General features: G+C 63.7%; 28 protein-coding genes and 1 tRNA gene. 17 read left to right on the top strand and 12 right to left on the bottom strand.

The genetic code is table 11. The annotated features are described in order from the left end of the window. The first annotated feature begins 38 nt into the window (after nucleotides 1-38). Nucleotides 39-1,097 carry a glycosyltransferase family 4 protein gene (locus SVXhr_RS05005; RefSeq protein WP_275740019.1) on the top strand — a complete coding sequence of 353 codons (1,059 nt, stop codon included), beginning with the start codon at nucleotides 39-41 and terminating at the stop codon, nucleotides 1,095-1,097. Nucleotides 1,098-1,252: 155 nt separating this feature from the next. Beyond that, complete coding sequence (locus tag SVXhr_RS05010; RefSeq protein WP_275740021.1) at nucleotides 1,253-1,636, top strand: hypothetical protein; 384 nt, start codon at nucleotides 1,253-1,255, stop codon at nucleotides 1,634-1,636. Between the two features lie 184 nt (nucleotides 1,637-1,820). On the opposite strand, the gene folP is transcribed toward SVXhr_RS05010, so the two are convergent. From folP to SVXhr_RS05040, 6 genes are all read right to left on the bottom strand, one after another. Next, nucleotides 1,821-4,262: a dihydropteroate synthase gene (gene folP / locus SVXhr_RS05015; protein ID WP_275740023.1), complete on the bottom strand. Its 2,442-nt coding sequence runs from the start codon at nucleotides 4,260-4,262 to the stop codon at nucleotides 1,821-1,823. 88 nt (nucleotides 4,263-4,350) lie between these two features. After that, nucleotides 4,351-5,724: a hypothetical protein gene (locus tag SVXhr_RS05020; protein ID WP_275740025.1), complete on the bottom strand. Its 1,374-nt coding sequence runs from the start codon at nucleotides 5,722-5,724 to the stop codon at nucleotides 4,351-4,353. 68 nt (nucleotides 5,725-5,792) lie between these two features. Beyond that, nucleotides 5,793-6,710: a hypothetical protein gene (locus tag SVXhr_RS05025; RefSeq protein WP_275740027.1), complete on the bottom strand. Its 918-nt coding sequence runs from the start codon at nucleotides 6,708-6,710 to the stop codon at nucleotides 5,793-5,795. Between the two features lie 139 nt (nucleotides 6,711-6,849). Beyond that, nucleotides 6,850-8,430, bottom strand: a complete 1,581-nt coding sequence (gene purH, locus SVXhr_RS05030) for a bifunctional phosphoribosylaminoimidazolecarboxamide formyltransferase/IMP cyclohydrolase (protein ID WP_275740029.1) — start codon at nucleotides 8,428-8,430, stop codon at nucleotides 6,850-6,852. A gap of 100 nt (nucleotides 8,431-8,530) precedes the next feature. After that, a complete protein-coding gene (locus SVXhr_RS05035; protein ID WP_275740031.1) occupies nucleotides 8,531-8,914 on the bottom strand; it encodes an OB-fold domain-containing protein in 384 nt (127 codons plus the stop codon). Further along, nucleotides 8,911-10,074, bottom strand: coding sequence for a thiolase domain-containing protein (locus SVXhr_RS05040; RefSeq protein WP_275740033.1), 1,164 nt, complete (start codon nucleotides 10,072-10,074; stop codon nucleotides 8,911-8,913). Before SVXhr_RS05040 ends, SVXhr_RS05035 begins: the two co-directional genes overlap by 4 nt. Nucleotides 10,075-10,417: 343 nt before the next feature. On the opposite strand from SVXhr_RS05040, the gene SVXhr_RS05045 reads away from it, so the two are divergent. From SVXhr_RS05045 to SVXhr_RS05055, 3 genes are all read left to right on the top strand, one after another. Next, nucleotides 10,418-11,002, top strand: coding sequence for a 2Fe-2S iron-sulfur cluster-binding protein (locus SVXhr_RS05045; protein WP_275740035.1), 585 nt, complete (start codon nucleotides 10,418-10,420; stop codon nucleotides 11,000-11,002). A gap of 89 nt (nucleotides 11,003-11,091) precedes the next feature. Continuing rightward, a tRNA-Arg gene (locus SVXhr_RS05050) sits at nucleotides 11,092-11,164 on the top strand. A 702-nt stretch (nucleotides 11,165-11,866) separates the two neighbouring features. Then, nucleotides 11,867-12,472, top strand: a complete 606-nt coding sequence (locus tag SVXhr_RS05055) for a hypothetical protein (protein ID WP_275740037.1) — start codon at nucleotides 11,867-11,869, stop codon at nucleotides 12,470-12,472. A gap of 71 nt (nucleotides 12,473-12,543) precedes the next feature. Here SVXhr_RS05055 and SVXhr_RS05060 read toward each other — a convergent pair whose 3' ends face one another. Together SVXhr_RS05060 and SVXhr_RS05065 are read right to left on the bottom strand one after the other, a co-directional pair. Further along, the gene (locus SVXhr_RS05060; protein WP_275740039.1) at nucleotides 12,544-12,741 is read right to left on the bottom strand and encodes a hypothetical protein; all 198 of its coding nucleotides are present in this window, start codon (nucleotides 12,739-12,741) and stop codon (nucleotides 12,544-12,546) included. Between the two features lie 268 nt (nucleotides 12,742-13,009). Next, nucleotides 13,010-13,741 carry a DUF1028 domain-containing protein gene (locus SVXhr_RS05065; RefSeq protein ID WP_275740041.1) on the bottom strand — a complete coding sequence of 244 codons (732 nt, stop codon included), beginning with the start codon at nucleotides 13,739-13,741 and terminating at the stop codon, nucleotides 13,010-13,012. Nucleotides 13,742-13,907: 166 nt separating this feature from the next. Between SVXhr_RS05065 and SVXhr_RS05070 the strand changes: the two genes are divergently transcribed. The 3 genes from SVXhr_RS05070 to SVXhr_RS05080 all read left to right on the top strand — a co-directional run bounded on the left by SVXhr_RS05070 (nucleotide 13,908) and on the right by SVXhr_RS05080 (nucleotide 16,714). Then, entirely contained in the window at nucleotides 13,908-15,164 is a 1,257-nt protein-coding gene (locus SVXhr_RS05070) for a Glu/Leu/Phe/Val dehydrogenase (protein ID WP_275740043.1), read from the top strand. Nucleotides 15,165-15,241: 77 nt separating this feature from the next. Further along, nucleotides 15,242-15,733 (top strand): SRPBCC family protein, encoded by a 492-nt coding sequence (locus SVXhr_RS05075; protein WP_275740045.1) that lies wholly within the window; start codon nucleotides 15,242-15,244, stop codon nucleotides 15,731-15,733. A gap of 72 nt (nucleotides 15,734-15,805) precedes the next feature. Then, on the top strand, nucleotides 15,806-16,714 hold the full coding sequence (locus SVXhr_RS05080) for a DMT family transporter (RefSeq protein ID WP_275740047.1): 909 nt from the start codon (nucleotides 15,806-15,808) through the stop codon (nucleotides 16,712-16,714). Between the two features lie 126 nt (nucleotides 16,715-16,840). Here SVXhr_RS05080 and SVXhr_RS05085 read toward each other — a convergent pair whose 3' ends face one another. Genes SVXhr_RS05085 through SVXhr_RS05095 form a run of 3 tightly spaced genes read right to left on the bottom strand, consistent with a single transcriptional unit; the run spans nucleotide 16,841 to nucleotide 19,080 of the window. Next, nucleotides 16,841-17,671, bottom strand: coding sequence for an alpha/beta hydrolase (locus tag SVXhr_RS05085; protein ID WP_275740049.1), 831 nt, complete (start codon nucleotides 17,669-17,671; stop codon nucleotides 16,841-16,843). Between the two features lie 35 nt (nucleotides 17,672-17,706). Beyond that, complete coding sequence (locus tag SVXhr_RS05090) at nucleotides 17,707-18,504, bottom strand: RIO1 family regulatory kinase/ATPase (protein ID WP_275740051.1); 798 nt, start codon at nucleotides 18,502-18,504, stop codon at nucleotides 17,707-17,709. 39 nt (nucleotides 18,505-18,543) lie between these two features. Then, on the bottom strand, nucleotides 18,544-19,080 hold the full coding sequence (locus SVXhr_RS05095) for a GNAT family protein (protein WP_275740053.1): 537 nt from the start codon (nucleotides 19,078-19,080) through the stop codon (nucleotides 18,544-18,546). A gap of 104 nt (nucleotides 19,081-19,184) precedes the next feature. On the opposite strand from SVXhr_RS05095, the gene nth reads away from it, so the two are divergent. Beyond that, nucleotides 19,185-19,871, top strand: a complete 687-nt coding sequence (gene nth, locus SVXhr_RS05100) for an endonuclease III (RefSeq protein ID WP_275740055.1) — start codon at nucleotides 19,185-19,187, stop codon at nucleotides 19,869-19,871. A gap of 30 nt (nucleotides 19,872-19,901) precedes the next feature. On the opposite strand, the gene SVXhr_RS05105 is transcribed toward nth, so the two are convergent. Further along, nucleotides 19,902-20,399, bottom strand: coding sequence for a hypothetical protein (locus tag SVXhr_RS05105; protein ID WP_275740056.1), 498 nt, complete (start codon nucleotides 20,397-20,399; stop codon nucleotides 19,902-19,904). A 148-nt stretch (nucleotides 20,400-20,547) separates the two neighbouring features. On the opposite strand from SVXhr_RS05105, the gene SVXhr_RS05110 reads away from it, so the two are divergent. From SVXhr_RS05110 to SVXhr_RS05145, 8 genes are all read left to right on the top strand, one after another. Beyond that, nucleotides 20,548-21,366, top strand: a complete 819-nt coding sequence (locus SVXhr_RS05110; protein ID WP_275740058.1) for a hypothetical protein — start codon at nucleotides 20,548-20,550, stop codon at nucleotides 21,364-21,366. Between the two features lie 127 nt (nucleotides 21,367-21,493). Next, nucleotides 21,494-22,132 (top strand): halocyanin domain-containing protein, encoded by a 639-nt coding sequence (locus tag SVXhr_RS05115; RefSeq protein ID WP_275740060.1) that lies wholly within the window; start codon nucleotides 21,494-21,496, stop codon nucleotides 22,130-22,132. After that, nucleotides 22,132-22,530, top strand: a complete 399-nt coding sequence (locus tag SVXhr_RS05120; RefSeq protein ID WP_275740062.1) for a hypothetical protein — start codon at nucleotides 22,132-22,134, stop codon at nucleotides 22,528-22,530. The genes SVXhr_RS05115 and SVXhr_RS05120 overlap by 1 nt, the downstream gene beginning before the upstream one ends. A gap of 2 nt (nucleotides 22,531-22,532) precedes the next feature. Further along, nucleotides 22,533-23,402 carry a ubiquinol-cytochrome c reductase iron-sulfur subunit gene (locus SVXhr_RS05125; protein WP_275740064.1) on the top strand — a complete coding sequence of 290 codons (870 nt, stop codon included), beginning with the start codon at nucleotides 22,533-22,535 and terminating at the stop codon, nucleotides 23,400-23,402. Between the two features lie 4 nt (nucleotides 23,403-23,406). After that, nucleotides 23,407-24,210 carry a cytochrome bc complex cytochrome b subunit gene (locus SVXhr_RS05130; RefSeq protein ID WP_275740066.1) on the top strand — a complete coding sequence of 268 codons (804 nt, stop codon included), beginning with the start codon at nucleotides 23,407-23,409 and terminating at the stop codon, nucleotides 24,208-24,210. A 2-nt stretch (nucleotides 24,211-24,212) separates the two neighbouring features. Continuing rightward, a complete protein-coding gene (locus SVXhr_RS05135) occupies nucleotides 24,213-25,055 on the top strand; it encodes a cytochrome bc complex cytochrome b subunit (RefSeq protein ID WP_275740068.1) in 843 nt (280 codons plus the stop codon). After that, complete coding sequence (locus SVXhr_RS14640) at nucleotides 25,052-25,423, top strand: hypothetical protein (protein WP_345799503.1); 372 nt, start codon at nucleotides 25,052-25,054, stop codon at nucleotides 25,421-25,423. The genes SVXhr_RS05135 and SVXhr_RS14640 overlap by 4 nt, the downstream gene beginning before the upstream one ends. Continuing rightward, nucleotides 25,416-25,679, top strand: coding sequence for a hypothetical protein (locus SVXhr_RS05145; protein ID WP_015788343.1), 264 nt, complete (start codon nucleotides 25,416-25,418; stop codon nucleotides 25,677-25,679). The genes SVXhr_RS14640 and SVXhr_RS05145 overlap by 8 nt, the downstream gene beginning before the upstream one ends. The last annotated feature ends 108 nt before the right edge of the window (nucleotides 25,680-25,787 follow it).

A 25,787-nucleotide genomic window follows, 5' to 3' on the forward strand; every position in this document is an offset into this window, starting at 1 on the left:
ACGGGGCCTTTTTGACACCCCGCGTACTCATCGCGGGTATGCGGGTCGCCTTTGTCTCGATGCGGACGGTCCGTCATCGGGACACGGATGGGAACCGTCGGCTGGAACGTCTCGCAGGCAGCCTCGCCGACCGCGGCCACGACGTGACCGTCTTCTGTGCGGCCTGGTGGGACGACCCGGCCGATCGCCGGGAGGTGGACGGCGTCACCTACCGCGCGGTGACCGTCGCGCCCGCTCGCGCCTCCTTTGGTGCGCGTCTCCCCGTCTTGCTCGCGCGATATCGCCCGGACGTCATTCACGCTCGCCTGTATCCACTGGCAGGGGTGTTCGCCGCAAGCGCGGGTGGGACGCTCGCGCGTGCACCGCTGGTGATCGACTATTACGGTGACGAGGGGCTCTCGGAGTCTCGTCCTCTCAGGCAGGCGTTCCGTGAGGCAACGACGGTGATCACGCCGTCGGAACTCGTCAGGACCCGCGTCCGGGAGCAGGGAATCCCGGACGAACGAACGACGGTGATCCCGGACGCGATCGACTTCTCGCTGGTTTCCGAGACGGTACCTGCCGAGGAGACCGACGTCGCCTTCGCCCACCGACTCGACGACTCGGCCAACGTCGAGAGCCTGTTGCTCGCGCTGGCGGAATTGCGCAATCGGGACTGGAGCGCGACGATCATCGGCGATGGTCCCCAGCGAGCCGACTACGAGCGCCAGGCGGCGGACCTCCGGATCGACGACCGGATCACCTTCGCCGGCGAGTGTTCCCGTGCCGAGCGCCTCGCGATCTACCGCGGTGCCCACACGTTCGTCCAGACCGCCTATCGCGAACACTTCGCCCGCGAGTTGCTCTGGGCGCTCGCGGCAGGGTGCGTCGGCATCGTGGAATACCAGGCTGAATCGAGTGCGCACGAGTTGATCGAGAACCATCCGCGGAGTTTCCACGTGACCGATCCCCAGGAACTCGCCGATGCGATCGTCTCGGCCGGCGACATCGAGCGACGGACGATCGACGACGCCTTCGAATCCTACGACAACCGCGCCATCCTGGAGTCGTATCTCGATCTCTATCGCCGGGTGCAGGAATCACACGGGTTGTTTTGACGTCGGTTACGGTTGCTATAGGTCCGATATCGCTTGGAGAACGATCGAGCCGTTTGTTTCAGGCCGCATATCTTGTACAGGTGGTTGCTCAGACTTCCTTGGCCGAATCGTCACAGCCAGACAAAGTATTTACCGAAGGCAGATTTTGAATCAATATGGTAGGTCCCCTTTCACGAAGAGAGTACCTCCATTTATCAGGAGTAGCAGCGGTAGCCTTTTCGGGTTGTCTCGGGTTTGAGAATAACGATGTACCTGACTTAGCGATTTACAACTACCGGAATCAGGAAAGTACAATTACCACGGTGGTTACTCGACTTTCCGACAACCGGGAGATCCTAAACAATACCATCACGATACCGAAAGATGGCAATCACGCATACGAAAATCCAATCAACAGCGAAGGGCTACATCAAATTCGGGTGTCCATTGAGGACGGCCACGAAGACCAGTATGAATGGAACACCCCCTCGGATGAAGCAAATGGCCTTCATATTACGATATATGAGGGAAATATAGAATTTAGTGAGGTTGTGGCGTGATTTCACAGTCCTGACCGGAAGCTCGGCTTGAGAGTGGACAAATTTGACACCATCCTCAAACTCACTTATTGCTGAGGTAGCCGAGTGGTACGCGAGGCTCTGTACCCGCCGATTCATCGACTGTCTGGGTGAGAAAATAATGTAGGGATTTGGATACGTTTCCCTTCACAGATATCTCACCGGATCAATCCTCAAACGATCCGGGATCGTCCGCTGCCTCCACGATGTCGACCGCCGCGACGTTCGCTGCCACGTCGTGTACCCGGATCACGTCCGCGCCGCGCTCCGCGGCGAGTGCCGTCGCCGCCACCGTGGGCTCGTAACGCTCATCCGGGCCTCGATCGATCAGCCCGAACATCGACTTGTGTGAGTGACCGACCAGCACCGGACAGCCCAGCGCCTCGAACTCACCCAGGCGATCGAGAACTTCGAAGTTCTCGGCGTCGGTTTTCCCGAAGCCCAGGCCGGGATCGACGAGGATCTGTGAGCGATCGAGGCCGGCCTTCTCGGCGAGCAGGACGCGCTCGGTCAATTCCTCGATGACGTCCTCGACGACGTCGTCGTAGTGGATGTCGTGGTCCGGGTCGACCGGCGTGTCGATGGAATGCATCACGACGATGGGGACGTCGTGTTCGGCGGCGAGGTGGGCCATCGCCGGATCGTCGAGGCCGGTGACGTCGTTGAGGATGTCCGCGCCGGCTTCCAGGGCAGCCTCGGCGACGGGAACCTTCCGCGTGTCGATCGAGATAGTCACGTCCTCGCTTGCGAGGCGCTCGATCACTGGAACGACCCGATCGCGTTCCTCCTCGACTGGGACTGGATCGGCCCCGGGGCGGGTGCTCTCGCCGCCGACGTCGACGATGTCGACGCCCGCATCGATCATCTCCTCGGCGCGCTCGACCGCCTCGTCGACGGCGTTGTGCTCGCCGCCGTCGTGGAAGCTGTCGGGCGTGACGTTCAGGATGCCCATGACCGCGGTGCCATCCTCCCAGGGGTAGCCGCGCTCGTCCGGCGCGACGCCGATCTCGAGGGATTCTCTGATCTCGTCGGCAAAGGGCGAGAGGCCGTAGGGCTGGCCCTCAAGTTTCCCGGCGAGGCGCTTGAACTGCGCGAGCGTGCCCATCATGACGGCGTCGACGTGCTCGCGATCCTGGTCGCCGAGGCCGGAGACGGCACACTCCCCGCCGAGTGAGAGCAGCTCCTCCTTGAGATACTGGGCCTGCCGTGGCTGGACGCGGGTCTTGAGCACGCGATGGACGCCCTTGCCGCGCATCCGCCAGGTGCCGGCTTCGGTCACGTGGGCACCTTCGAGAACGTCCTCGGCGTCGGCAATGGATTCGACGCGCTTGGGGACGTTCGGCCGCGTCCAGCGCGTCCGGGCCTCACGGACGGCATAGAGCGATCCCGACACGAGGACGGCGTCGTCAGGGCCGGCCGCCTCGAGCGCATCTGCGAGCGCGCCGGCGACGTCCGATCGTGTCTGGACCGCCGCGGCCGTCTCAGCCTCGAAAGCGTGGGCGACCACCTGCTCGTCCTCGGCGCGGTCGACGTCTGGGTGGGTGGCGGTGACGTGATCGGGGGCCGGCAGCGCGTCCGCGATGCCGTGGTGGTCCTTGTCACACATCGCGCCGACGACCAGGTGCAACTCGTCGTACTCGAAGGTGTCGAGCGTCTCGGCGACGCGTTCGCAGCCGCCGGGATTGTGAGCGCCGTCGAGGACGACCAGCGGCTCGCGATCCAGCACCTCGAACCGGCCCGGCCAGTGGGCGCGACGCAGGCCGGAAGCGAGCGTCTCCTCGCTGATATCGGCGACCTGCCGAGCGAGGGCGGCCGCGACACCGGCGTTTCGTGCCTGGTGTTCGCCCAGCAGCGGGAGTCGCGTCTCGACGTCCAACCCCTGTCCGGACAGCGTGACCCGACTTTCCAGCCCGTCGCGTCCCCCGTGCTCGACCGTCAGGTCGGCGTCCTCGTCCGGGCTCCCTATACGAATGACGTCCTCGACTTCGTCGTGGATGGCAGCCAGCGCGTCGCCGGTCGCGGCGGTCACGAGCGGCGCGTCCGTGGGGGCGACGGCAGCCTTGTCCCGGGCGATCTCGTCGACGGTATCGCCCAGGAGGTCGGTGTGTTCGAGCGTCACGCTCGTGACGGCGCTCGCGATCGGGTCGACGACGCTCGTCGCATCGTAGCGACCGCCGATCCCCACTTCGAGGATGGCGATATCGACGTTCTGGCGGTCGAACTCCCAGAACGCCAGCGCGGTCAGCGTCTCGAAGAACGTCGGCGAGTCGCCGGCGGCGGCCCGATCGGTGGCGTAGGGCTCGACTTCCTCGATGAATTCGACGAGCGCCGCTTTCGGAACCTTCCGGCCATTCACCCGGACGCGCTCGCGGACGTCGTCGAGATGCGGCGAGGTGTACAGCCCCACGTCGAGGCCCGCCTCTCTGAGGACGGCTTCGAGCATCCGTGCGGTCGAGCCTTTGCCGTTCGACCCGGCGATCTGGACGGCCGAGATCGACTCGTGTGGATCGCCCAGTGCTGCAAGTAACTCGCGAGTGGCGTCAGTCCCCGGTCTGGGGGCAAACCGCCGCAGATCGAAGAGAAAGTTTGCGGCCTCGTGATAGTGCATATCTGTGGGAACCGGTCCGGCGCGTTTTAGGTTATCGGAGTCTGTCGGCTCTCGAAACAGCGGATTGACATCCGGGGCTCGGGGCTGCTCAGTCCTCCGCCTTCGGCAATTCGATCCGTATTTGTCCGGCGTCCGGAGACGTGACGGCCGTGTTGTCGACAAGGCTTTCGTTGCCCAACAGGAGCACGGTCGTTCGGTCGGTTGGACTGTGGAGGGTCGCCGTGGCGTTTCCGAGCGACCAGCCCTTCTCCAGTCGGTCGCCACGTTCGTCGAGGAAGTTCCGGAGCGCCCGCTCGAACTCCGTCGCGTTCGCCGCGTCGTCCCACCGGAACGTCCAGGCGTAACTCGAATCCCCGCCTGTCGTCGGCCGGAGGTAGTACAACCGATCGGTCCCCCAGCCGGCGGCCGCTTCAGCCGCCCGGTCGGGGGCGACGCCGTTCTCCAGAGCGTACCGGACGAACGCCTCGCCGAGGCGATCGGAGCCCCCGGACCGCCAGGCTCCGCTCGCATTGACGGTAACGGTCAGCTCCGCGGGTGGTTCCGCATCCGGCGCGTATCCATGGATAACCTGCTCGCTCGTCCGTGGCGGGTTCTCGAAGACACTATCGAGGTCGGCTGGATCGTCGATCCGGTCGGCCACGTACCGGTGGCCGAAGACGTACTGACTGAAGCCGTATCGGTCGATCTCACCGGGCGACACTGCCGCAAGCAGCTGGTCGTACAGCGGGGCCGTCGGCTCGGTTCGGTTGCCGTGACGGGCGAGGTATGTGTCCGTCGTCAGGACTGTCGCGCCCTCCCGGACCGCCCGCACGACGTAGCGCTCGTCAGTGGTCCGGCCAAGCTTCGACTGGAGGGTCGTGACGCGGTCCAATCTGAGGTTGATGTAGTGGCCGAACTCGTGGGCGAGGACCCACTCGGTACTGGCCGGATCGCCGTCCGGACTCTTCAGGATGTAGATGAACCCGCTGTTGAACGTGAGGCCGTTCTCCATGCGCTCGAACGCAGTCCCGTTCAGTCCCTCGCCCGGCTCGAGACCCAGAAGCTCGTAGAATCGGGGGACTCCGGCGGTACCGCCGCCGAGGACGTCCGCAAGCTCGCTCTCGTTTTCGAGGACGGTCACCTGTTCGGGCGCGGTTACGTCGCCAGCCATGACGTCCCGGACGTCAGCGAAAATACGATCGGCGGACAGCGACAGGTTCCCACCCGCAACGGCGATGGAGTTGTTCCCGTCAGTCTCGTCCGGCGGTGGAGATTCTGCCGTTTCGGCAGGCGTCGATGTCGGTGACGCGGAGTCTGTCGGCTTCGTTCGGTCGGTATCAGCTGTGTGTGTCTCTGTGGGCTCTGGTTCGGCAGTGTCGGCGTGACTGTCCGACGGCGATACGTCCGGGTTTCCGGTCCCGGTTCCGTCGGGACCGATCACGGGGGCCTGACAGCCGGCGAGGGCGACGAGTGCAGTCACCACGGCGAGGACGACCGTTCGTTTTCCCCGTCGCGGAGATATCGCTGACCGAGGCATGTTCTCTCGCTCTCTCAGCTGGCGGTGCTGTTCAACGACACGGCCGAGTCAGCTCCGTCAGGGAGTGTTACAGTCACTTCCTCATACGATAACTCGGTCGTGATCGTCCGCTCGAAGTCGACGGGCTGGCCCTGGATCGTCTGCGTGCCGATGACCGTCCGATCGACACGGAGCGGGCGTTTCGTCTCGGTATCGATCCAGAATGTCGACGTCACGTTGGTCCCTGCAGAGACAGCCTGGGAGGCGTTGGCCGACAGGTTGAGGCTGGATCGAATCGCGTCGTTTAACTTGGTGGTGTTGACGTCGGCCGCGACGCGATAGGTCTCGGTCCCGTCGACGGTTGTCGCCTCGACCGAAGAAAGCGAGGCACTGTCGAGCGTAAATTCGTACCGCCAGAGTTGATCGCGCAAGTTGAACTGTTGCGTAAAGTTCTCCGAAACGTTCTCCGTGACCCATTCGGAGCCGTACCGTTGGACGTACTGATCGCTTCGCTGATAGAGACGCTCGTCGGAGAGGTACGTATCGATCACCGTTTCCGTGCCCAACTGCGTCACTGTCCGATGGGATTCCAGTGCTTTCGCGTCTCGATTTGCCGCGTATTCGATCTCGATGTTCGTCGTCACCTCCTGGTTGTTCGTCGTCTGTACCGTGGTGACGTTCTGGGCCATTCGATAGGAGACGATGTCGCTCATCGCCTCGATCGTGTCCGCCTGTAGGGTCGCCGTATCGATCTGGACAGGCGTGCTCGTCTCTCCCGAGTCGCTCGTCGTTTCCGCCGGCTTGGATGTCGTCTTGTCTGGGGTCTGTGTCTCTGTCTCAGCCGGCGTATCGCTGCCGTCTGTTTCGATCGTCGTCTCCGTCGTCTCCCCACTACAACCGGCGAGGACCACGAGGCCGGCGAGGGCGAGCAGGGCGAGCGTTCGCTTTCGCATGTGTCTATCCGTTCCTCACCGTCAAATACCTAAAAAGGATCGCATTTCCACCGATCAGAACTGCCGCCGAACGGTCCGCAATCCGGCGATACCTGTCCCCCAACTTCGACACTGGTGACGAACGCTTTGAAAATGCCTGTCAGTCGTGCCGGAACGCTCGCGAGCCGGTGAATACCATCGCGATGTCGAGTTCGTCGGCCCGCTCGATCACGTCGTCGTCGTTGACGCTGCCCCCAGGCTGGATGACTGCCTCGATGCCCGCCTCGTCGGCTGCGTCGATCCCGTCCGGGAACGGGAAGAAGGCATCAGAAGCCATCACGGCCTCGTCGGCATCTTTGCCCTCGGCGTCACTCGCGGCCTTCATCTTCGCGATCTCGACGGCGTCGACCCGGGAGACTTGCCCGGCACCGACGCCGACGGTTTCCGTGCCCTCCGCGAAGACGATCGCATTTGATTTGACGTGTTTGATGGTCTGCCAGGCGAACAGCATCGATTCGAGCTGTTCGTCGGTCGGCTCGCGCTCGGTGACCACTTCGAGATCGTCCTCGGTGACTGTCTGGAGGTCCCGATCCTGAACCAATCGACCGCCGACGATCGGCTTCTCGGTCAGGGGGTCCGTGGGATCGTACTGGTTGCTGACATCCAACACGCGGAGATTGTCCTTCTCGAAGAGCACGTCCAGCGCGTCGTCGGTGTACCCCGGCGCGACGACGACCTCCTTGAACGACTCGATGATCTGTTCGGCCGTTGCGGCGTCACACTCACGATTGAGGGCGACGATGCCGCCGAAGGCGCTCTTGGGATCGGTCGCCAGCGCATCGGCGTAGGCCTCGCTGATCGAGTCGGCGACCGCACAGCCCGCCGGGTTGGTGTGCTTGATGACTGCGCAGGCAGGATCGTCGAATTCCTTGACGAGGTTGAGGGCCGCGTCGGTGTCGTTGTAGTTGTTGTAGCCCATCCCCTTCGCCCCGTCGTTGAGCTGGGGGGCGTCGACGACGTTCGCTTCCTCACAGGTTCGATCCGCGTACAGCGCGGCGTCCTGGTGGGGGTTCTCGCCGTAGCGCAACTCCCGGACGCGGTCGTCGCTCTCGATCCGGCGCTCGGGGTAGGCTCCGCCGTCGTCGCCTTCGACGGCGACCGTGCCTTCCTCCCAGTCGATTTCGACGCGATCCTCGGCGAACCACTGGATCGCACGCGGATAGGCTTTGAATTCCCCCTCGTAGAGGACGCGCTCCTTGAGATCATCAACGGTGTCGCCCTCCCGGACGGGGACGGGCTCCTGGGTGACGATCGGGCCGTCGTCGACGCTCTCGTCCACGACGTGGACGGTACAGCCCGTCATCCTGACACCCGCGTCGAGGACGTCTTCGTGGACGTCCATCCCTTTGAATGCGGGCAGGAGTGCGGGATGGACGTTCAGTGTCGTCGGTGTCTCCTCGAGGATCGTCTCCGTCAGGATCCGCATGTATCCGTCGAGGGCGACCAGATCGAACTCGTAATCGACGAGTGCTTCGAGGACGCGTTGCTCGTGTGCTTCACGTGACTCACTTGCCTCGTGTTCGACGACTTCCGTCGGGATACCGCGATCCTGGGCCTTCTCCAGGACGGGTGCGTCGGCGTCGTTCGTCAGGACAACGGACAACTCGGCTCCACCCGGCGTGCGGTCGGCGAGGTTCATGAGGTTGCGACCTCTGTTCGAGGCCATTCCGGCTACCTTCATGTGCGAGGAGGGGACGGCACGGAGCAAAGTAGTTGCGGAACGTCGGAGTCTTGAAAATCTGAACGCTGTCGACACGACCCAATCGAAGACCGACTCTGCGTTATTCGAGATCGAACGCGATGTAGCGCTCGCCGTTCGTCTCGCTGACGTCAGTGCCGATCGAGACGGTGTCGCCGACCTCCACGTCTTCGCTGTCGGCGCGAACCTGACCGGTCAGGCGGACGTCCCCGAACTCGGCGATCCCGAGGACGAACGGCACGTCGTCGGCGAACTCCGGCGTCGGGACGTGGGTGACGTTGTACGTCAGCAACTCGCCGGTCTCGGCCAGCGGTGCCTCGCCGAGGTCGTCGGTTGCACATTCGGGGCAGAGCCGCCGCGGCGGCAGCGAGGCGTGGCCGTTCGCACATTCGACGTAGTAGGGCTCGCCCTCCTCCAAGGCGTCCATGAAGTCGTCGTAGCCATCGTCACGGACTTCGTCGCTCATTGTTCCACCTCCAGAACGTGCACGACAGCAGAAGCCACTGTCCCACCGGCGTTGTGCGTGAGTCCGACTTCGGCGTCTTCCACGGCGTCACTGTTGACGTGATCACCGCGGAATAGCTTCGTCATCTCACTGATCTGGGCGAGTCCGGTCGCGCCGACCGGGTGCCCCTTGGCTTTCAGGCCCCCCGAGAGATTGACGGGCAACTCGCCGTCGGCGGTCGTCTCGCCCTCGCGGGCGGCGGTGATCGCTTCGCCTTCGTCGTAGAGTCCCAATCCTTCGAGCGCCAGGACTTCAGCGATCGTAAAGCAGTCGTGGACTTCGAGGAAGTCGACGTCGTCGGCGTCGATGCCGGCGTCGGTGTAGGCTTCCGCGGCGGCGTCGGCCGTCGCGGGCGTCCAGGTGATCGAGTCGCGGTGCTGGAGCGCGAGATCGTCGGTCCCCTGGCCGGTGCCCGTGATCGAGACCGGCGCGTCGAGGTCGTGCTCGGCGGCGTACTCCTCGCTGACGATGATCGCCGCGGCCGCGCCGTCGGTGATCGGACTCGCGTCAAAGAGTCCCAGCGGGTCGGCGACCGGGAACGCGTCGAGGACCTTCTCGATCGTGATCTCGGTCTGGTACTGGGCAAGCGGGTTGTTCGCGGCGTTCGCGTGGTTCTTGACCGCGATCTCGGCGAGGTCCTCGCGGTCGCCGCCGTGGGTCTCGAAGTATCGCTTCGCCATCAGGGCGTACGCGCCGGGGAAGGTGATCCCGTGTTTGATCTCCCAGAGATCGTCGGCCGCGACCGAGAGCCCGCCGGTCGCGCCGGTCGTCCCCATGTTGTGCATCCGCTCGACCCCGCCGACGAGGACGACGTCGGCAGCGCCGGCACGCACAGCCTGAATGCCCTGTCGGACGGCCATCCCGCCCGAAGCACAGGCGCTTTCGACGCGCGTTGCAGGGACGTCCAATCCGAGCATTTTGGCCATCAACGGACCCATGTGGCCCTGGCGCTCGGAGAGTTCACCCATGAAATTCCCGAGATAGAGCGCGTCGATCTCTCCGCGGTCGATTCCCGCGTCTTCGATTGCTGTCTCGCCGGCTTCGGCGAACAGATCCCGACCCGTCCGGTCGGCCATTTCGCCGAACTTCGTCATTCCGACTCCAGCGATCGGTGTGGACATATATTTGTGATCCTCCGTTCGGTCACTCGTACGTCTCAGTGATATATTTTGAGTCCGACGGTTGTCGAACATTCACCGGTAAAACCGGTAGACGACGCCTCGGTCATCCGTTCCCCGCTGGAGACGAATGGGAGTGTCCGGTCACGTCACCGGCATTTTGCCCACCCCCGACGATTGTAGTAGCCCACACGGCCGCCCGTTCACTGACGGGTCCCGAGCGCAATCTCTACATATTGCGGAACCGTCACATCCCGGGGAAAACACGTTGGGCAACGGGCTATACCGGGCCAAATTGAGCCTAACAACAGCTAATTAAACCCGTGTTCCGTACCGCCGTACATCAATGGTCGAGGTACTGGGCATCGCTCTCGGGATCGGATTCACGGTGACTGCGGTGTTATTACATTATGCGAAGGGGACCGGTTGGGAACCTGCCGAAGACATCTCTGCCGCGCTGCTGGAACGGCGTGGGGCCGCAGTCCCGGAGACGGACTTTCCGGAGCCGATGAACCGGTCGATCGGTGGTGGCGGCGCGGCAATCCCGGCGGGAGCGGGCGATGCAGACGGCGAACTCGCTGACGGCGAAGCCACGGAGGCTGATGCCGGGTTCGATCCCGAGGCCATCCCCGAAGACGAAGTCGAACACTACGAGATCGAATTTGCGAAGGAGGGTGAGACGATCGAGGTGGCCAACAACGAGACGATCCTGGAGGCCGGTGAGGACGAGGACTGGGATCTGCCGTACTCCTGTCGCCAGGGCCAGTGCCTGTCGTGTTCGGGCCACGTCGAGGACGGGGCGGCCGAGGACTTCGTCAAGCACTCGAACAACGACACGCTGAGCGAGGAGGAGATGGAAAACGGCTACTGTCTGACCTGTACGGCCCACCCGACCTCGGACTTCACGATCGAGACCAGCGAGACGCCCTGACCGCGTTCGATTGTATTTTAGTTTCGACCGATGGCTTGATCGAAGGAGTTCACAACCGTTTTATCCGTCTGTGCGGAACCATCAACTGAGGGCGCGTAGCTCAGTGGACAGAGTTCTTGGTTCCGGACCAAGATGTCGAGGGTTCAAATCCCTTCGCGCCCGTGCAGCGAGTTTTCGAACGAAGTGAGGAAACGAGCGAACCGGCACGAAGGGATTTTGAATCAGGGAGTGGGAGGTGAGCGAGCGAAGCGAGCGAACGGGAGCGACTGTGGTTCAAATCCCTTCGCGCCCGTCCACCTTGTTACGTCGTCGGGTCGCCATAGGCGACCACTCTCTGCTCACGGACGCGAAGCGTCCGAATGCTCGCGGGCCGTGCGCGGCGCTACGCGCCGCGACTTCGAGGCGGTTGAAAAACCGCCTCGCTGCCCGCTCGCACTATCCGTGGGAGCCAAGCTCCCACGCTATTCGCACGGTCAGCGGGACTTTTGGTCCCGCTCGACTCGCAAAAAGCTGGGCCAAAAACACCTCGACCTCGCTGCTCACGGCTCCCGCTGGTCGCCGTTCGCAATTCCGAGGCTCTCCCTTCGTTCGAGCCTTGCAACACTCGGTCGAGAGAAACGGCTCGCTCTGCTCGCCGTACACTAGCATCTCTTCGCGCCCGTGGCGGATTTTTGCGGTCGTAATCACCCGACAGCATCGGGGTGATTTCCGAACGAACAGAGCGCCGGGTGCTTTCGTTCGAAGGGCGAGCGGCCGAGTGGGTGTCACGAGCAAAGAACTTCCCGCGAAAGCGACACAACCTTCGCGACCGGTGTGATAATTCGATCGTAATCGATACAAGGCTCCCGGAAGGTGGGGTGACACATGTCCGAAATAGCGCGGACGTATTCGGCGGTGTTTGCCCCCGAAATCTTCGTGCTGCTCTGTAGCCTCTGTCTCATCGGATACGAGTGGCGCACGTCCGCCAGTAACTCCCTCGTGGGACTCGGCAAGCGTCTCGGAGTCCTTGGGTTTGGCTGGGTCGTGGCATTCGTCATCTATCAGGGGGTCCCGCACGTCGTGGGCCCACTCCCGGAGTGGGGGGCTGACGCAACGGGCAGTGCGGGGTTGGCCATCGGCATGCTGGCAATTTGGGCGGGGTGGCGCGTCTGGAACTGGGGGGACATCATGCCCGAGTTCGCGCTCCTTCTCGTGGCGGTGACGATCCCGCACCTTCTCATCACGCCGTTCTGGGATATTTCGAGCCACGTCCTGTATGCGATGGCACCGGCCGGCTACCTGTTGTTGGTTGATCGACGATTCCTTCCGCTCAGTCTAGTGGCACTCGGTATGGTCGTCGCTCGGCCACTCGCCGATGCACATACGTGGCTCCAGTCAATCGGCGGATTGGCGCTCGCCTTGGCGTTCTTAATTGCTCTTGCTCGAGTCGGCTCTCGGGACGGGTCGACACTTGCTCTGGTCGGGGAGTGACGCCCTACGAGCACACCGGTAGATCGTACGGATTGCTTTTCCGTGAATCATTTCGGCGTCGCATCTGCTGGTCACCTACCGTCGCTGGTGTCCCGCAAATCACGTCGATTCAGCACGTACCAGAGAGAGACACCCAGTCCGATGACCGGAAAGATCCCGGCGACTGCGAACCACCGTAGATCGCCGTTCTCGGACCGTTTGACGTCGATCTCCATGCCGACCCAGAGGAAAAACTGCAGGAGTAGCAAGACGATGAAACCCGAGGTCACGATACCATTCACCTCCGTGACTATTTTCGTTTGGATAGCTGATAAATATTCGTCACGGTGATGAGCGGTGTGCTCGGATCTGGCATGGGTGGGACAGGGCTCGCTTCGGAAAAACAACGAAGCGGAACTGACTACCACACTGATTGTTGCAAAGGGAGTATAGCCGGATATATCACTGACTGTTGTGGCAATATCTCTCTTTCTAGCCCTGAATATTCATATTCGAATATTATTCCGTTTCCCGCTGAAAATATTGCCCCTATAACATTCATCCGGCGTCCTCGGTATTGTCCCCGTCGTCAGCGTCCTCGTACCGTTCGCGGGCCATCTCGAACCCGCGTTCGGCCTGTTCGTACGTCTCCCGTAGATCCTCGATCGGTGTCTCCGTCGCGTCCACACGGAGGTCGTTGTAATAGGGCCCCATCGAGCGGTCTTCGGTCGTTTCGACGACCATCGCGGCGCTCTGGACGGGCAACTCCTCGCGTTTGTCGCCACCTTCGGCGTGACCGGCCGCCAGCGCGTCAATCAATCGTGCCGCAAGTGGACGGTCGACGTCCGCGTCGGGGCCGAGTGGCGGCGCGCTGTCTTCGTAGGCAGTCGCTACCTCCTCGATGACCGACTCGCCCGTCAGGAGGTTCCCGGCGACGGTGAAATTGTCACCGACGCGGTCGCCATACCAGGGCTTGCACTCCTCGCCCGAGAACGCGAACTCCCCCGCTGTGCCGACGCCGTGGACCTGGCGCTGTGGCCGTCCGTCGTCTGCGCTGAGCAGCGCTTCGAGCGCATCCTCGACGGCCAGCCCGTCGTCGAGATACTCGACGCCTTTCCGGCCAAGTTCGACGTTGACGTGACTTTGGGTCGCGACGGCCCCGTGTTCGCTGGCGAACGGACACAGCGTTCCGACTCCCGGGAGACGTGTCGTCACGGCCACCCCGAATCGAGTCTGGTCGCTTCCGTTCTCGTCGGTGTACCGTTCGCGAACACAGATGCTGAACGTCATGTGTGTGGACTCAAGCGGCCGCCCCCTCAGTGTTTGGGACCGCTCCAGTGTCCCCGATGGGTCATTCCGTTCGAGTGGGTGACCACCGACCGGGAAGAAGCGGCAACATATGTGAGTGCCTGATCGACAACGATGGACTTAACAGTACCCTCCCGGAAGTGGACGTATGTCAAATTCGGTCAATCCGTTCGAGAGCTTACAGTCACAGATCGACGACGCGTCGGCGTCCCTCGATGCCGGCGACGACGTCCTGGAGAGCCTGAAACACCCCCAGCGCGTCCTGGAGACGACGCTCACTGTCGAGATGGACGACGGGAGCCTCGAGACGTTCAAAGCGTTCCGATCGCAGTTCAACGACGCACGCGGTCCGTACAAAGGTGGTATCCGCTATCATCCGGGCGTCAACCGCGACGAGGTCAAGGCACTGTCGGGCTGGATGGTTTATAAGTGTGCGACGGTCGGGATCCCGCTCGGCGGCGGCAAGGGCGGCATCGTCATCGACCCGAGCGAGTACTCCGAGAGCGAACTCGAGCGCATCACGCGAGCCTTCGCGGTGGAACTTCGGCCGCTGATCGGTGAGGATCGAGACGTTCCTGCGCCGGACGTCAACACTGGCCAGCGCGAGATGAACTGGATCAAGGACACCTACGAGACACTGGAGAACACGACCGAACCCGGTGTCGTCACCGGGAAGTCCCTCGACAGTGGCGGCAGCGAGGGTCGCGTCGAGGCGACCGGTCGCTCGTCGATGCTGGTCGCCCGCGAGGCCTTTTCGTACCTCGATCGGGACATCAGCGAGGCGACTGTGGCTGTCCAGGGCTACGGCAACGCGGGCTGGATCACCGCCGATCTGCTCGAGGAGCTCGGGGCCTCGATCGTCGCCGTCTCGGACTCCTCGGGTGCGATCCGGACCGACGGCGAATTCGATGCTCGCGCGGTCAAAGACCACAAGCGAGAGACGGGCAGCGTCGTCGGCTACGCCGGTGCCGACGAGGAACTCACCAACGACGAACTCCTGACGCTGGACGTCGATATTTTGGTGCCGGCGGCACTCGAAAACGCCATCGACGAGGAGCTCGCCGCCGATGTCACGGCAGACGTCATCGTCGAAGCAGCCAACGGGCCGCTGACCCCCAAAGCTGACGAAGTGCTCGCCGACGAGGACGTCCTGGTCATTCCGGACATTCTGGCAAACGCGGGCGGTGTCACCGTCTCGTACTTCGAGTGGGTGCAGAACCGCCAGCGCAACTACTGGAGCGAGGAGCGCGTCAACGAGGAACTCGAAGACGTGATCGTCACTGCCTTCGATGATCTCGTGTCCGCTTACGAGGACGAAGACCTGCCGACGCTGCGGGTCGCAGCTTACGTCGTTGCCCTCCGTCGCGTCCTCTCGGCGAGTGAGCAGGCAGGCCACTGGGGCTAACACGGCTACTTTCACTCGCCACGGTCGATCCGCTGAGCCGCCCGTGACGTTTTGCCGATCCGCCTCCTAGCTGGTGTATGTCTGTCTACGAGCGATCAGTCCACGTCGACGCCCCGTTCGAGGACGTCTGGGAGTTTCATTCGACGATCGACGGGCTGGACGCACTGACACCGGGCTGGGTCAATCTCCGAGCCGAATCCGTCCGTGGCCCCGACGGCGAGGACGATCCCGACGAAATGATCGTCGGCACGACGGCGACCGTGTCACTTCGCCCGTTCGGCGTCGGGCCACGCCAGGAATCGACGACGCGGATCGTCGAGCGCGAACGGACGGGCGGCGATGGGCGGGAGACGGGCTACTTCGTCGACGAGATGTCCGGCGGCCCGTTCGCCCACTGGCGACACACCCACCGTTTCGAGGCCGTCGAGGGTGGGACGCGAATCACGGACCACGTGGAGTACCGACTGGCTGGTGGCGCGCTCGGCAGGCTCGCGAGCCCGCTCGCAGTGGTCGGCTTCGCGCCGATGTTCCGGTATCGCCATCGAGAGACGAAGCAGCTTCTGGAGTGAGAAGCCTCCAGCGGGCCGCCGTTGGCATCGGCAACCCGCAAGGCGTAAGCGAATTGCCCGCGATCACCCGGCGTGTCGCGTTCGTTCGTCGATCGGATCGACAGCGCCCCGCCGCTCGCGGGGCTGTCGGTCGCGGTGCTTGCGGTCTCGACCAGTGCCATTCTGATCCGCTGGAGCGCCGCCCCGTCGATCGTCGCTGCGTTCTATCGTGTGCTTTTCACCACGCTGTTGCTTGCGCCCGTGGCGATCTGGCGACAGCCATCGGCGTTCGCCCGGCTCTCGTGGCGGGACGCGGGCGGTGCGGCCCTGGCCGGGGTCGCGCTGGCGATCCACTTCGCCGCCTGGTTCGAGAGCCTGGCGTGGACGAGCGTGGCTGCCTCGGTGACGCTCGTCCAGGCCCAACCGCTGTTCGTCGCTTTCGCCGCCCCGCTCCTGCTCGATGAGCGGGTCGGCCCCAGGACCGTCGCCGGCATAGCGCTTGCCGTCGCCGGAATTGCCGTCATGTCGGCAGCGGATCTCCTCGGCGCAGGCGTCCTCGGGCCGAATCCGCTCTACGGGAACGCGCTGGCGCTGCTCGGCGCGCTCGCGATGGCGGGGTACGTCCTCGCCGGGCGATCGATCCGCCAGCGATTGCCCCTGCTCCCGTACGTGATCGTGGTCTATACAGTGGCCGCAGCCACGCTGCTTGTCATTCTCGGTGTGCAGCGTGTGCCGCTACTCGCGTATCCGCCGGCCGAGTGGGTGCTCTTTTTCGCCATGGCGGTCGGTCCGGGCGTGTTCGGTCATACGGTTCTCAACTGGGCACTGGCGCACCTCGAATCGAGCGTCGTCAGTGTGTCGCTGCTGGGGGAACCGGTCGGTTCGACGCTGTTGGCACTCGTGCTGCTCGGAGAGATACCGGGGATCGTGACGGCGCTCGGCGGTGTCGTCGTCCTTTCCGGGATCGTACTGACTGCCCGGGCGCGCCAACAGGGGGCGTGACCTCGCGTCTACATGTGGGTTGATACTGCGTCTACAAGTGGCCGCCGTGTCCGGATCGAAAATACCGGACCGTCCCTCCCGACCAGCCGGGTTTTTCGAGGGGCGGGATTCACGGACTGGAATCCGTCACACCGTCGCCAGGAACTTCCGAAGTTCCTCGGTGGCGCGCTCGCGCTCGTCCCAGAAGACGCAGTGTCCGGCGTCCTCGATGTGTACGATACGCCCGTCCGGGAGGAGGGAAGCGATCTCCTGTTCGCGCTCGCGTTCGCTCTCGTCGGCGTCGGCCTTTAGGATGAGCGTCGGTGTCTCGATGTCGCCGTAGGTCTCGGTCGGATCGACAAATTCCCCTTCGGACACGCGGCCGATCTCGGGTCGGAGTCGCTGTCTGGCTTCGGCCACGCGGCGTGCGAGATCCGGCTGTCCGCGCTCGGCGAGATCGCTGAACATGGGGTCGGCTTCGAGGAGTTCTTCGACGCTGTGATCGCGCCACCACGCGATCTGCTCGGCGATATCCGCACCCGGATCTTCCTCGATTACTTCGTTGACTCCCTCGAGCATCCAGACCGGATCTTCGAGGATGACGGCTCGCGGTCGGTCCGGTTGCTCAGCCGCCGCTTTTGTGACCGTATCGGCACCCATGGAGTGGCCGAACAGGATCGGGTCCTCGAGGGCGAGCGCCTCGAGCAGCCCGAACAGGTCCGCCGCCCGCGCAGACGGGCCGTATCCCTCATCGGGGGCGGCCGAGCGGCCGTGCCCGCGAGCGTCATACAGCACGACGTCGAACTCGTCGCCGAGTTCGCGGGCGAGGTCGAGCCGACAGTACCCGTCGTCGGTGAAGCCGTGGGAGACGACGACGGGCGGCCCTGATCCGTTCGTCCGACAGTAGTGCAACTCGATGCCGTTGGCCTCGACGAAGCCACGCTTCCAGTGAGTCGGAATCTCCCCTTGTCCACTCATCAGGGTGAATCTCACGGCCGGGGCAGAAAAATCTTCTATCCGGTGGTAATCTTCTCGATCTCGCCTTTGACGGCTGCCGCGTCGAAGTCGTGATCCGGCCGGATCGTCACGAAATCGAGGAACTCCCGGGCGGCAAGCAGCGTCTCGGCTCCGACGACCTCAATCGCGAGTTCCACCGTTTCGCCAGGACCGAGTAGCGGCGACAGGACGCCAAGCGCGCACGCGACATCGTACGCTCGGGCCTCTGCGATGTCGCCGCGGACGCTCGTCGCGTCGATGAAGTACAGTTCGCCGTCGACGACGAGGACGTTCTCGCTTCGGAGGTCGCCATGGGCGAGCCCCGCCTGATGCATCCGATCCAGCGCCACGAAGAGGTCCGGTGCGAGTTGACGGGCGGTGGCAACCTCAACCGCTTCGAACGTCCGGAATGCGGGAACGTATTCGAAGACGAGAACGCCATAGCCCTCCACCTCGAAGGCTTCCACCGGTTCGGGGACGTTGACGCCCACCGACTGCATCCGCTGGGCTGCCTCGAACTCATGTTCGGCCATCTCCACCGGTGTCCCGAAGTGTTCGAAAAAGCCTTCGGTCCCGCTGGTGAACGCGCCGAGGTTGCGGCCGGTCGTCAACAGTGCGTGAACCAGCGAGTGCTGTTGGGAGATGATCTTCACGAAATAGCGGTCGTTGACGACCAGCGGCACCGACAGCCAGTTGTTGGCGTCCAAAAACTCGATGCGGCCCGCCGGCTCGTCGTAGCGGTCCAGGACGGCCTCGACGATGGTTTCGAGCTGTGGCCAGGCGATCTGCCCGCGCAACAACCGACGGACGGCCATACTAAAACGCCGGCACCCAGGGTCAAATGCCTTCTGTCGTCACTCGGCGTCGGCCCCGAACTCCTCGGCCAACAACCCGTAGCGATACACGTCGACGCGCTCGCCCCGGACGAAAGCGTGGTCACGGAAGACGCCTTCGCGTTCGAACCCGACGGATTCAAGCACGGCTTGGGAGGCGTCGTTACCTTCGTAGACGTTCGCATACACCTTCGCCAGCCGGTGATCCTCGAAGCCGTACCGAACGAGCCGTCGGGCGGCATCACTCGCGTAACCGTTCCCCTGAGCGTCGGGGTGGAGGTAGTAGCCGAGTTCGGCCGTCCCCCAGACGTCGAACATCTCGTTGAGGCCGATCGTCCCGACTGGCTCGTCGTCCGCACAGATCAGCAAGTGGATATCGTCGCTGTCGCCGAGACTCTCGATCCATTCGCGCTCCTGCTGGTCGTTCAATGGATCGTACGCTCCAAGCGCCGGCCAGACATCGGGGTGGTTGATGGTCTCGGCGAGGAACTCGGCGTCGTCAGCTTCGATCGGTCGTAACGTGATGTCGTCACCGCGCAGGAACGTGTGGCCCGGCATGGATTTTCGATCTAGTCGATCGATCACAAAACTATCGGTTTCGGGCTCCCGGCAGTGGCCGCCGAACCCGACACCGCAAAGAGTGACCCACCGGTAACACGCATATGGGAACGCCGCTGGAACCGCGTTCGGCACAGGCCACGGAAGTCATCGACCGATTGCACGACGCCTACCCCGATACCACAATTTCGCTCACCTTCTCGAACCGGCTTGAACTGCTCGTCGCCGTTGTCCTCTCGGCACAGTGTACCGACGAGCGCGTCAACGAAACGACGCCGGACCTCTTCGAGACGTACCAGACGCCCGAAGACTACGCCGCCGCGGAGGAAGGCGAACTCGCCGAGGACATCTACGGCATCACCTTCCACAACAACAAAGCGGGGTATCTGAAGGGGATCGGCGAGCGCCTCGTCGAGGAGCACGACGGCGAGGTGCCGGACACGATGGACGCGCTGACCGACCTTCCGGGCGTCGGTCGGAAGACCGCGAACGTCGTCCTCCAGCACGGTCACGACGTTGTCGAGGGAATCGTCGTCGACACACACGTCCAGCGGCTCACCCGTCGCCTGGGGCTCACCGAGGAGGAGCGGCCCGACGCCATCGAGGACGATCTGATGGAGATCATCCCCGAAGACGAGTGGCAGGTATTCACCCACCTCATGATTAGCCACGGCCGAGCGGTCTGTACGGCGCGGAATCCTGACTGTGGGGAGTGTGAACTCGAAGATGTTTGTCCCTCCTCGAAACGCGACAGTGACGTGGATCTTGCGAGCGGCAAGGACTGGGAGTGACGTGCGGACGCTTGGGTACGATCCGGCTGGTCACCCGAGTGGCTGGTACTTGATGACGTATCGGATGATCCCCGTCAGGAAGGCAAGCAGCCAGAAGACGGTGTACCCGACGACGCCGATCCGGAGGCGAGCGCGCCAGTGACCCAGGTCCAGGGCCTCGGTCTCCGCTTCGAGGGCGTCCAGATCGAAGGACGACGACCGACGATACGCCTCGGAGGCCCACTTCGCCCGGAGAATGCGAACGATCCCGGTCGCGGCCAGCGTAAAGAAGGCGTAGGCTTGCAGGCCGAGGAACGCGTGGATGACCGCGAAGCCGGTGAACTGGCTCCAGAGCTTCGGGATCATCCAGCCCACGAGCGGGACGGTCGTCAACCCGAGGCCGAGGCCGACGACCGCAAGATGGGTTCGAAGCACGCGCCAGGTGATCGGATCGTGGACGAGCATTAGCCAGGCACCGTAGAGGAAACAGGGCAGACTCAGTGAGACGGCAAGCACCACCAGCGTGGCAGTCGTCCCATCAGTGACCATCGAGCCGTCTTTCGGCGGGCGGCCGTTAAAACGCGTCGGAGCCGGGGGGACGATGCGGTGCTTGGCAAGTCAGTCGCTCGTTCCACCGCAGGGACAGACGCTACCGTGGGCAGAAACGGTAAGCGTCCACGGGTCGTAGGCGACGGCGATGGCGCCCGCCGAGTCCACGGACGACGCTGTCGACAGCGACCCCTCGCTGTCGGACCTCCGCGAGCAGGTCGAGGAGACGTACGATTTCGAGTCGTTTGGCCCCGCGGAGATGGACGAAATGGACCGCGAGGAATGGGAGGCGGCCTTCGACGCGGAGACGTGGATTACCGGCGCGGAACTGCTCGACCGCCTGGAGGCCGACCTCCGACAACGCGTCGCCGACCGGGATGTCTTCGCCCGGATCGAGCGCGAGGACGATCGACTGCTGGCCTATTCGGACGAGAGTTACGCCGTCGTCTACCCCGACGGGACCGTCGAGGGTGAGGGGACAGTGCGCCGCGATGTCGAACCCTCCGTGGCACTCTGTTCGATGGAATCCTACGACGTGCCCGAGCCCCCTGCGGGTGACGTACTTCCTGACCCCGACGAGGTGGCGGAGGGCGATGGCGAACTCGGCAATATCATGGTCCAATTGCTCTCGGTCGTTCAACTGCTTGCCGGCGTGGTCCTGCTCGGGTACGGTTTTCTGGGCAACGGGATCGCGTTCGTGGCCGGTCTGGGACTGACCGGCATCGGCCTGTTCCTGCTGGTGGTGGTTGCCAACGCCCGACTTTCGGAAGCTTTCCGGGCCGACGCATACCGAACCCGCCTTCGGGAGATGGGGGCCGAGGGTGACGAACGGCCGGCGTTCGTTCCCGACAGCGAAACGGCTGCGGATGGCCCTGGACAGACGAACGAACGAAATCGGAGCCGTGACCGGGTACGGCCACCGGAGACGGCCGACGGCAGGGACGCCGGGCAAGCCGATGACGGGTGACGAGACCGATCGATCGGCCGTGCGGACGAACGACCGGGCCGGGGCAGTCTCGATTCGCCGGGGGCAACCGGTAAATGGCACCGTAATTGGCGGTTTTATACAAACACAACTCCGAGTGTCGGTACACATGCATAGACGGGACTTTCTCCGATCTGCCGGGACGGTGACCGGCGGGGCGGCAGCCGCGGGGGCGGTTGGCTCCGTCGCCGCCCAGGAAGACGGCTCGGGCGGTGCCCAGCCGGATTATGGCGGGTGGTTCTCGAACGTGAGCAACTTTTCATCGACAGTCGACCGCCGTGGCGAGGACGAGATTACGGTCGAAGTCGGCGTCGAGGCCAACACCAACTACTACGGGTTTGGCCCGGCGGCCGTGTGGGTCGACCCGGACACGACCGTCACCTGGGAGTGGACTGGTCGGGGGAATGCCCACAACGTCGTCGCCGAGGACGACTCGTTCACCTCGGGGTCGGCCGTTGCCGAGGCAGGCACGACTTACGAACGGACGTTCTCCGAGGCCGGCATCCACAAGTACTACTGCCAGCCACACGAACTAAGCGGCATGAAAGGGGCGATCGTCGTCGGTGACGACGTGCCGACGGTCGCTGCCGACGCATCGACACCGGTCAACCCAGAGCACATGGGCGTCCCCTTCCAGCCACACTACGTCGGGATCGCCACGTTGCTCGGGATCTCTTCGACGCTCGCGTTCACGTTTTACCTGCTGAAGTACGGCGAATCCGCACACTCGAAAGGGGGGAGCGACTGATGTCCTCCTCGGGCAGCACCTACGGCGACATCCACCGGTACGAGCCGCCACGCGAGAGTGCGGCCGCGGCCCTTGGGATCGTCCTGTTGACGCTTGTCGAGATCGTGTTGGTGGGGATGTTCACCTACGGCCTCATCAACGGCTGGGGCATCGCCGCGAACGACGGCGGGTTCGGGAACATGTTCCTCGGGACCGTTCTCGCGACGATGTTCGTCAACCTCGCCTTTATCCTGCTTTTGTACCGCAAGGAGTTTCTCCCCGATGTCATGATCGTCAAGAAGCGACGCCGCAAGTGGGAGGATCTCTACATCCGTGAGGAGGACGCCGACGGCGAGTCGCTGACTGACGGCGCAACGGAGAGTTTCAAACGCGCGATCTACCCCTATTACAAACGATAACCATGTCACACGAAGACAAGTATCCGGAAGAATCAGGCCGACGCCGCTTCGTCAAGGGCGTCGTCGGATCGGCCGTCCTCGGGACGGTTGCGACCGGCGGCGCGACCGCGATCGGGCTGACGACGGCACCGTCGGGCGTCGGCGGCGGGATCACGCCCTACATCGGCATCAAGAACACCGACGGTCCGGCCCCGCGCGGGATGCCGATCGTCCCGGTCGAGATCCAGGACGACGGCACGATCGCCGGCGTCTGGCCGGACACCGAGGAAAAGACCGTCCAGGGACAGACCGTCACCGTCGCCGAGATGGATATGGGCGGGACGACCTACAGTTCGACGTGGTTCCAGTACTGTGGCGTCCAGACGTACGCCGGCATCAGTCCCGACGCCGATCAGGACGACGCCTTTCGCTCGTCCTCGGGGACCTACGACTGGCAAAGCGACATCGAGGACGGGCAGGCGCTTACCCTGTCTGATTTCGATGATTACGAGGAATGGGGCAACGACATCGGCGAGTCGGGCCTCGGGAAGCCGGCGTCGGCGGGCTGGCGCTCGGAGGGCGACAACGTCCAGACGATCCCGGTCCAGGTGCTCCGCAGCCCTGAAGTCTCGAAGATGGTCAACGGGGAAGGCGATTACAGTGACCTCTCGTCCGGTGTCCGCTCGTTCCTCGACGCCGCGACCGAGGACGACGTGATGGCCTGGCTCAACAAGTGTACACACTTCTGCTGTGTGCCTGGGTTCAAGGCGTACGGCGGGAGCGAACGCTTCAACGCCGAGAACGAAGTCTACTGTCAATGCCACCAGTCGGTGTACGACCCGTTCCAACCAGTCCAGCGACAGTTTACGGCGCTGCCGCGCCCGGGGGAATGACCCGATGAGTCTCGAACGTCCCGACGATCACGACCACGACGCCTGGATGGAACAGCGGGACTTCTCGCGGGTCGAACGCATGTACCTGACAGTCCTCATCTGGTTCGACAAGCGACTCCGGATCGTCGATTACCTTGAGATCCTGGAGGGGCTGTACTACAAGGTCAACATGCAGATGCCAAAGAGCCACACCGAGCAGTACGGGCTCGACAACAAGTTCTGGTACTGGTATCCGCTGTACGCGCTGGGGTCGTTCTCGACGCTCGCGTACATCGTGGCGGCGATCTCAGGTGCCCTGCTCGGGTTTTACTACTCGCCGGGTGCGCTGGGCGCGTCGGGCGATCCGACGATCGCCTACGAGTCGCTCACGTTCATCATGACCGACCTGAACTTCGGGTTCATGCTCCGGAGCATCCACCGGTGGGCGGCCCAGGTCATGGTCGCCGCTGTCTTCCTCCACATGCTGCGGGTCTACTTCACCGGCGCGTACAAGGAGCCACGGGAGCTCAACTGGCTGCTCGGCATCGTCCTGATCAGCCTGACGCTGCTGTTTGGCTACTCGGGGTACCTGCTGCCGTGGGACCAACTCGCCTTCTGGGCCGGCCAGATCGGTGTCGAGATGTCATTATCGATCCCACTCATCGGTGAGTGGGTCGCCCAGCTCATCTTCGGTGGGTTCACACCGAACCCGGCGACGCTCCAGCGGATGTACATCCTCCACGTGTTCTTCCTCCCGTTCGTGGTCACCACGCTGATCGCCGTTCACATCGCAATCGTCTGGATGCAGGGCATCGCCGAACCGCACTAACCATGACCGAGCACGATTCACCCGACGACGGAGTCAGCGAGCAACCGACCGACGAGGACCCCGTCCGGACTGACGAGACGTCCGTCCGGACCGGCGAGGAGCGTGTCCGGACCGACGGCGGTGAGACGGGGATCGTCCCGCCGGACGACGAGACGCCGACCTGGAGCGAGCGCAAGGAGCGCCGACAGGGGCTCGCCAGGACGACGTACGAGTATTTCGAACGCTCACGCCGCGAAGACCAGGATCTCCGTGAGGAATCCGACTACGTCGAACGCGACGTGCTGGGCTTTCCGACCTGGCCCCACGAGGTCGTTCGGAACCTCGCGCTGACGAGCTTCTTCGTCGGCATGCTGGTGTTCCTGGCGGCGGCGCTGCCGCCACACATCGGCGCGCCGGCCAACTCCGGGGTCACGCCCCCGACGATCCTGCCCGACTGGTATCTCTACTGGTCGTTTGGCCTGCTGAAACTCGGGCCGCTGAACCCCGACCTGGCGTTGCTGGGGGGCCAGAAGCTCATGGCCGACCGGACCTTCGGCGTGATGGCCAACCTCGTCGTCGTCGGTGCGATCGCCGTCGTGCCGTTCATCAACAAGGGCAGCGCCCGTCGCCCGGTCGAACAGCCGTTCTGGGCGGCCGTCGGGGTCTTCGGCGTCATCCTCTCGGTGACGCTCGCAGCGCTGTCGATCAAGAACCTCCTTCCCCTCGACTCGCATCTCCTGTTCGACCTGACGTTCCTGCTGCCGTTCGTGGGCGCGTTCATCACCTACGCGGCGCTGAAGTCGATGCGGGAGGGCTACATGTTCGAACTCAACCGCCGGTACTACCGGCTTCGTCCACCAAAATGACAATGACGTACGCAACTCAATCCGCCGGGACGCCGACCGAATCGACGGCGACCGACGCCGGTGCCGAGACCGATCACGCCGAGAGTACTGGAAGCAGCGATGCGGGCCGCCGGGATGTCGTCGTCCCGCTACGAGTGTACAAGGCCGTGACGGTCTTCTCGACGCTGTTTGCGATTCTGGCCATCGTCGTCGGGTTCGTCGTGCTCGATACGGCGACCAACCGCGGTATGGCTGCCGTTTCGGCGATCGATCCGCTGCTGGCGCTGTTGGGGCTCGGCTCGATCCTCTTCGGTGCGGTCGTCTACGCGTTCTCGACACGGTTCCGTACCGAGGGCATGGCCGGCGAGGGAGGTGAGACGGATGGCTGACGAGTTCATGAAAGGGTTCGGTATCCTGGTGACGGCCGGGCTCGGGTGGCTGGTCGTCGCCGGCTGGTACAAGACGCCGTCCTTCCAGGGACCACAGCTCCTTGGCACCTACCCGGAGAACCCCGACTTCTACACCCAGATCGCCATGGTCGTCGGCGAAGGGCTGTTTTACTTCGCGATCCTGGGGGCACTCGCGTTCTGGGTGCTCGTTCCCGCGATCAATCAGGCCCGTGAGGCCTACGCCGATCGAAAATAAGACGGCTGTCTCCGTTTCTGGACCGGCTACCGGAGTCTCTCGATGGGTCGAAGCCACAGCCAGAGGCCAATCAGGAGGGTCGCGACGACGCCTCCGAGAAGGGGCCAC

Origin of the sequence: Halorhabdus sp. SVX81, assembly GCF_029207715.1 — an archaeon.
Lineage (GTDB): Archaea > Halobacteriota > Halobacteria > Halobacteriales > Haloarculaceae > Halorhabdus.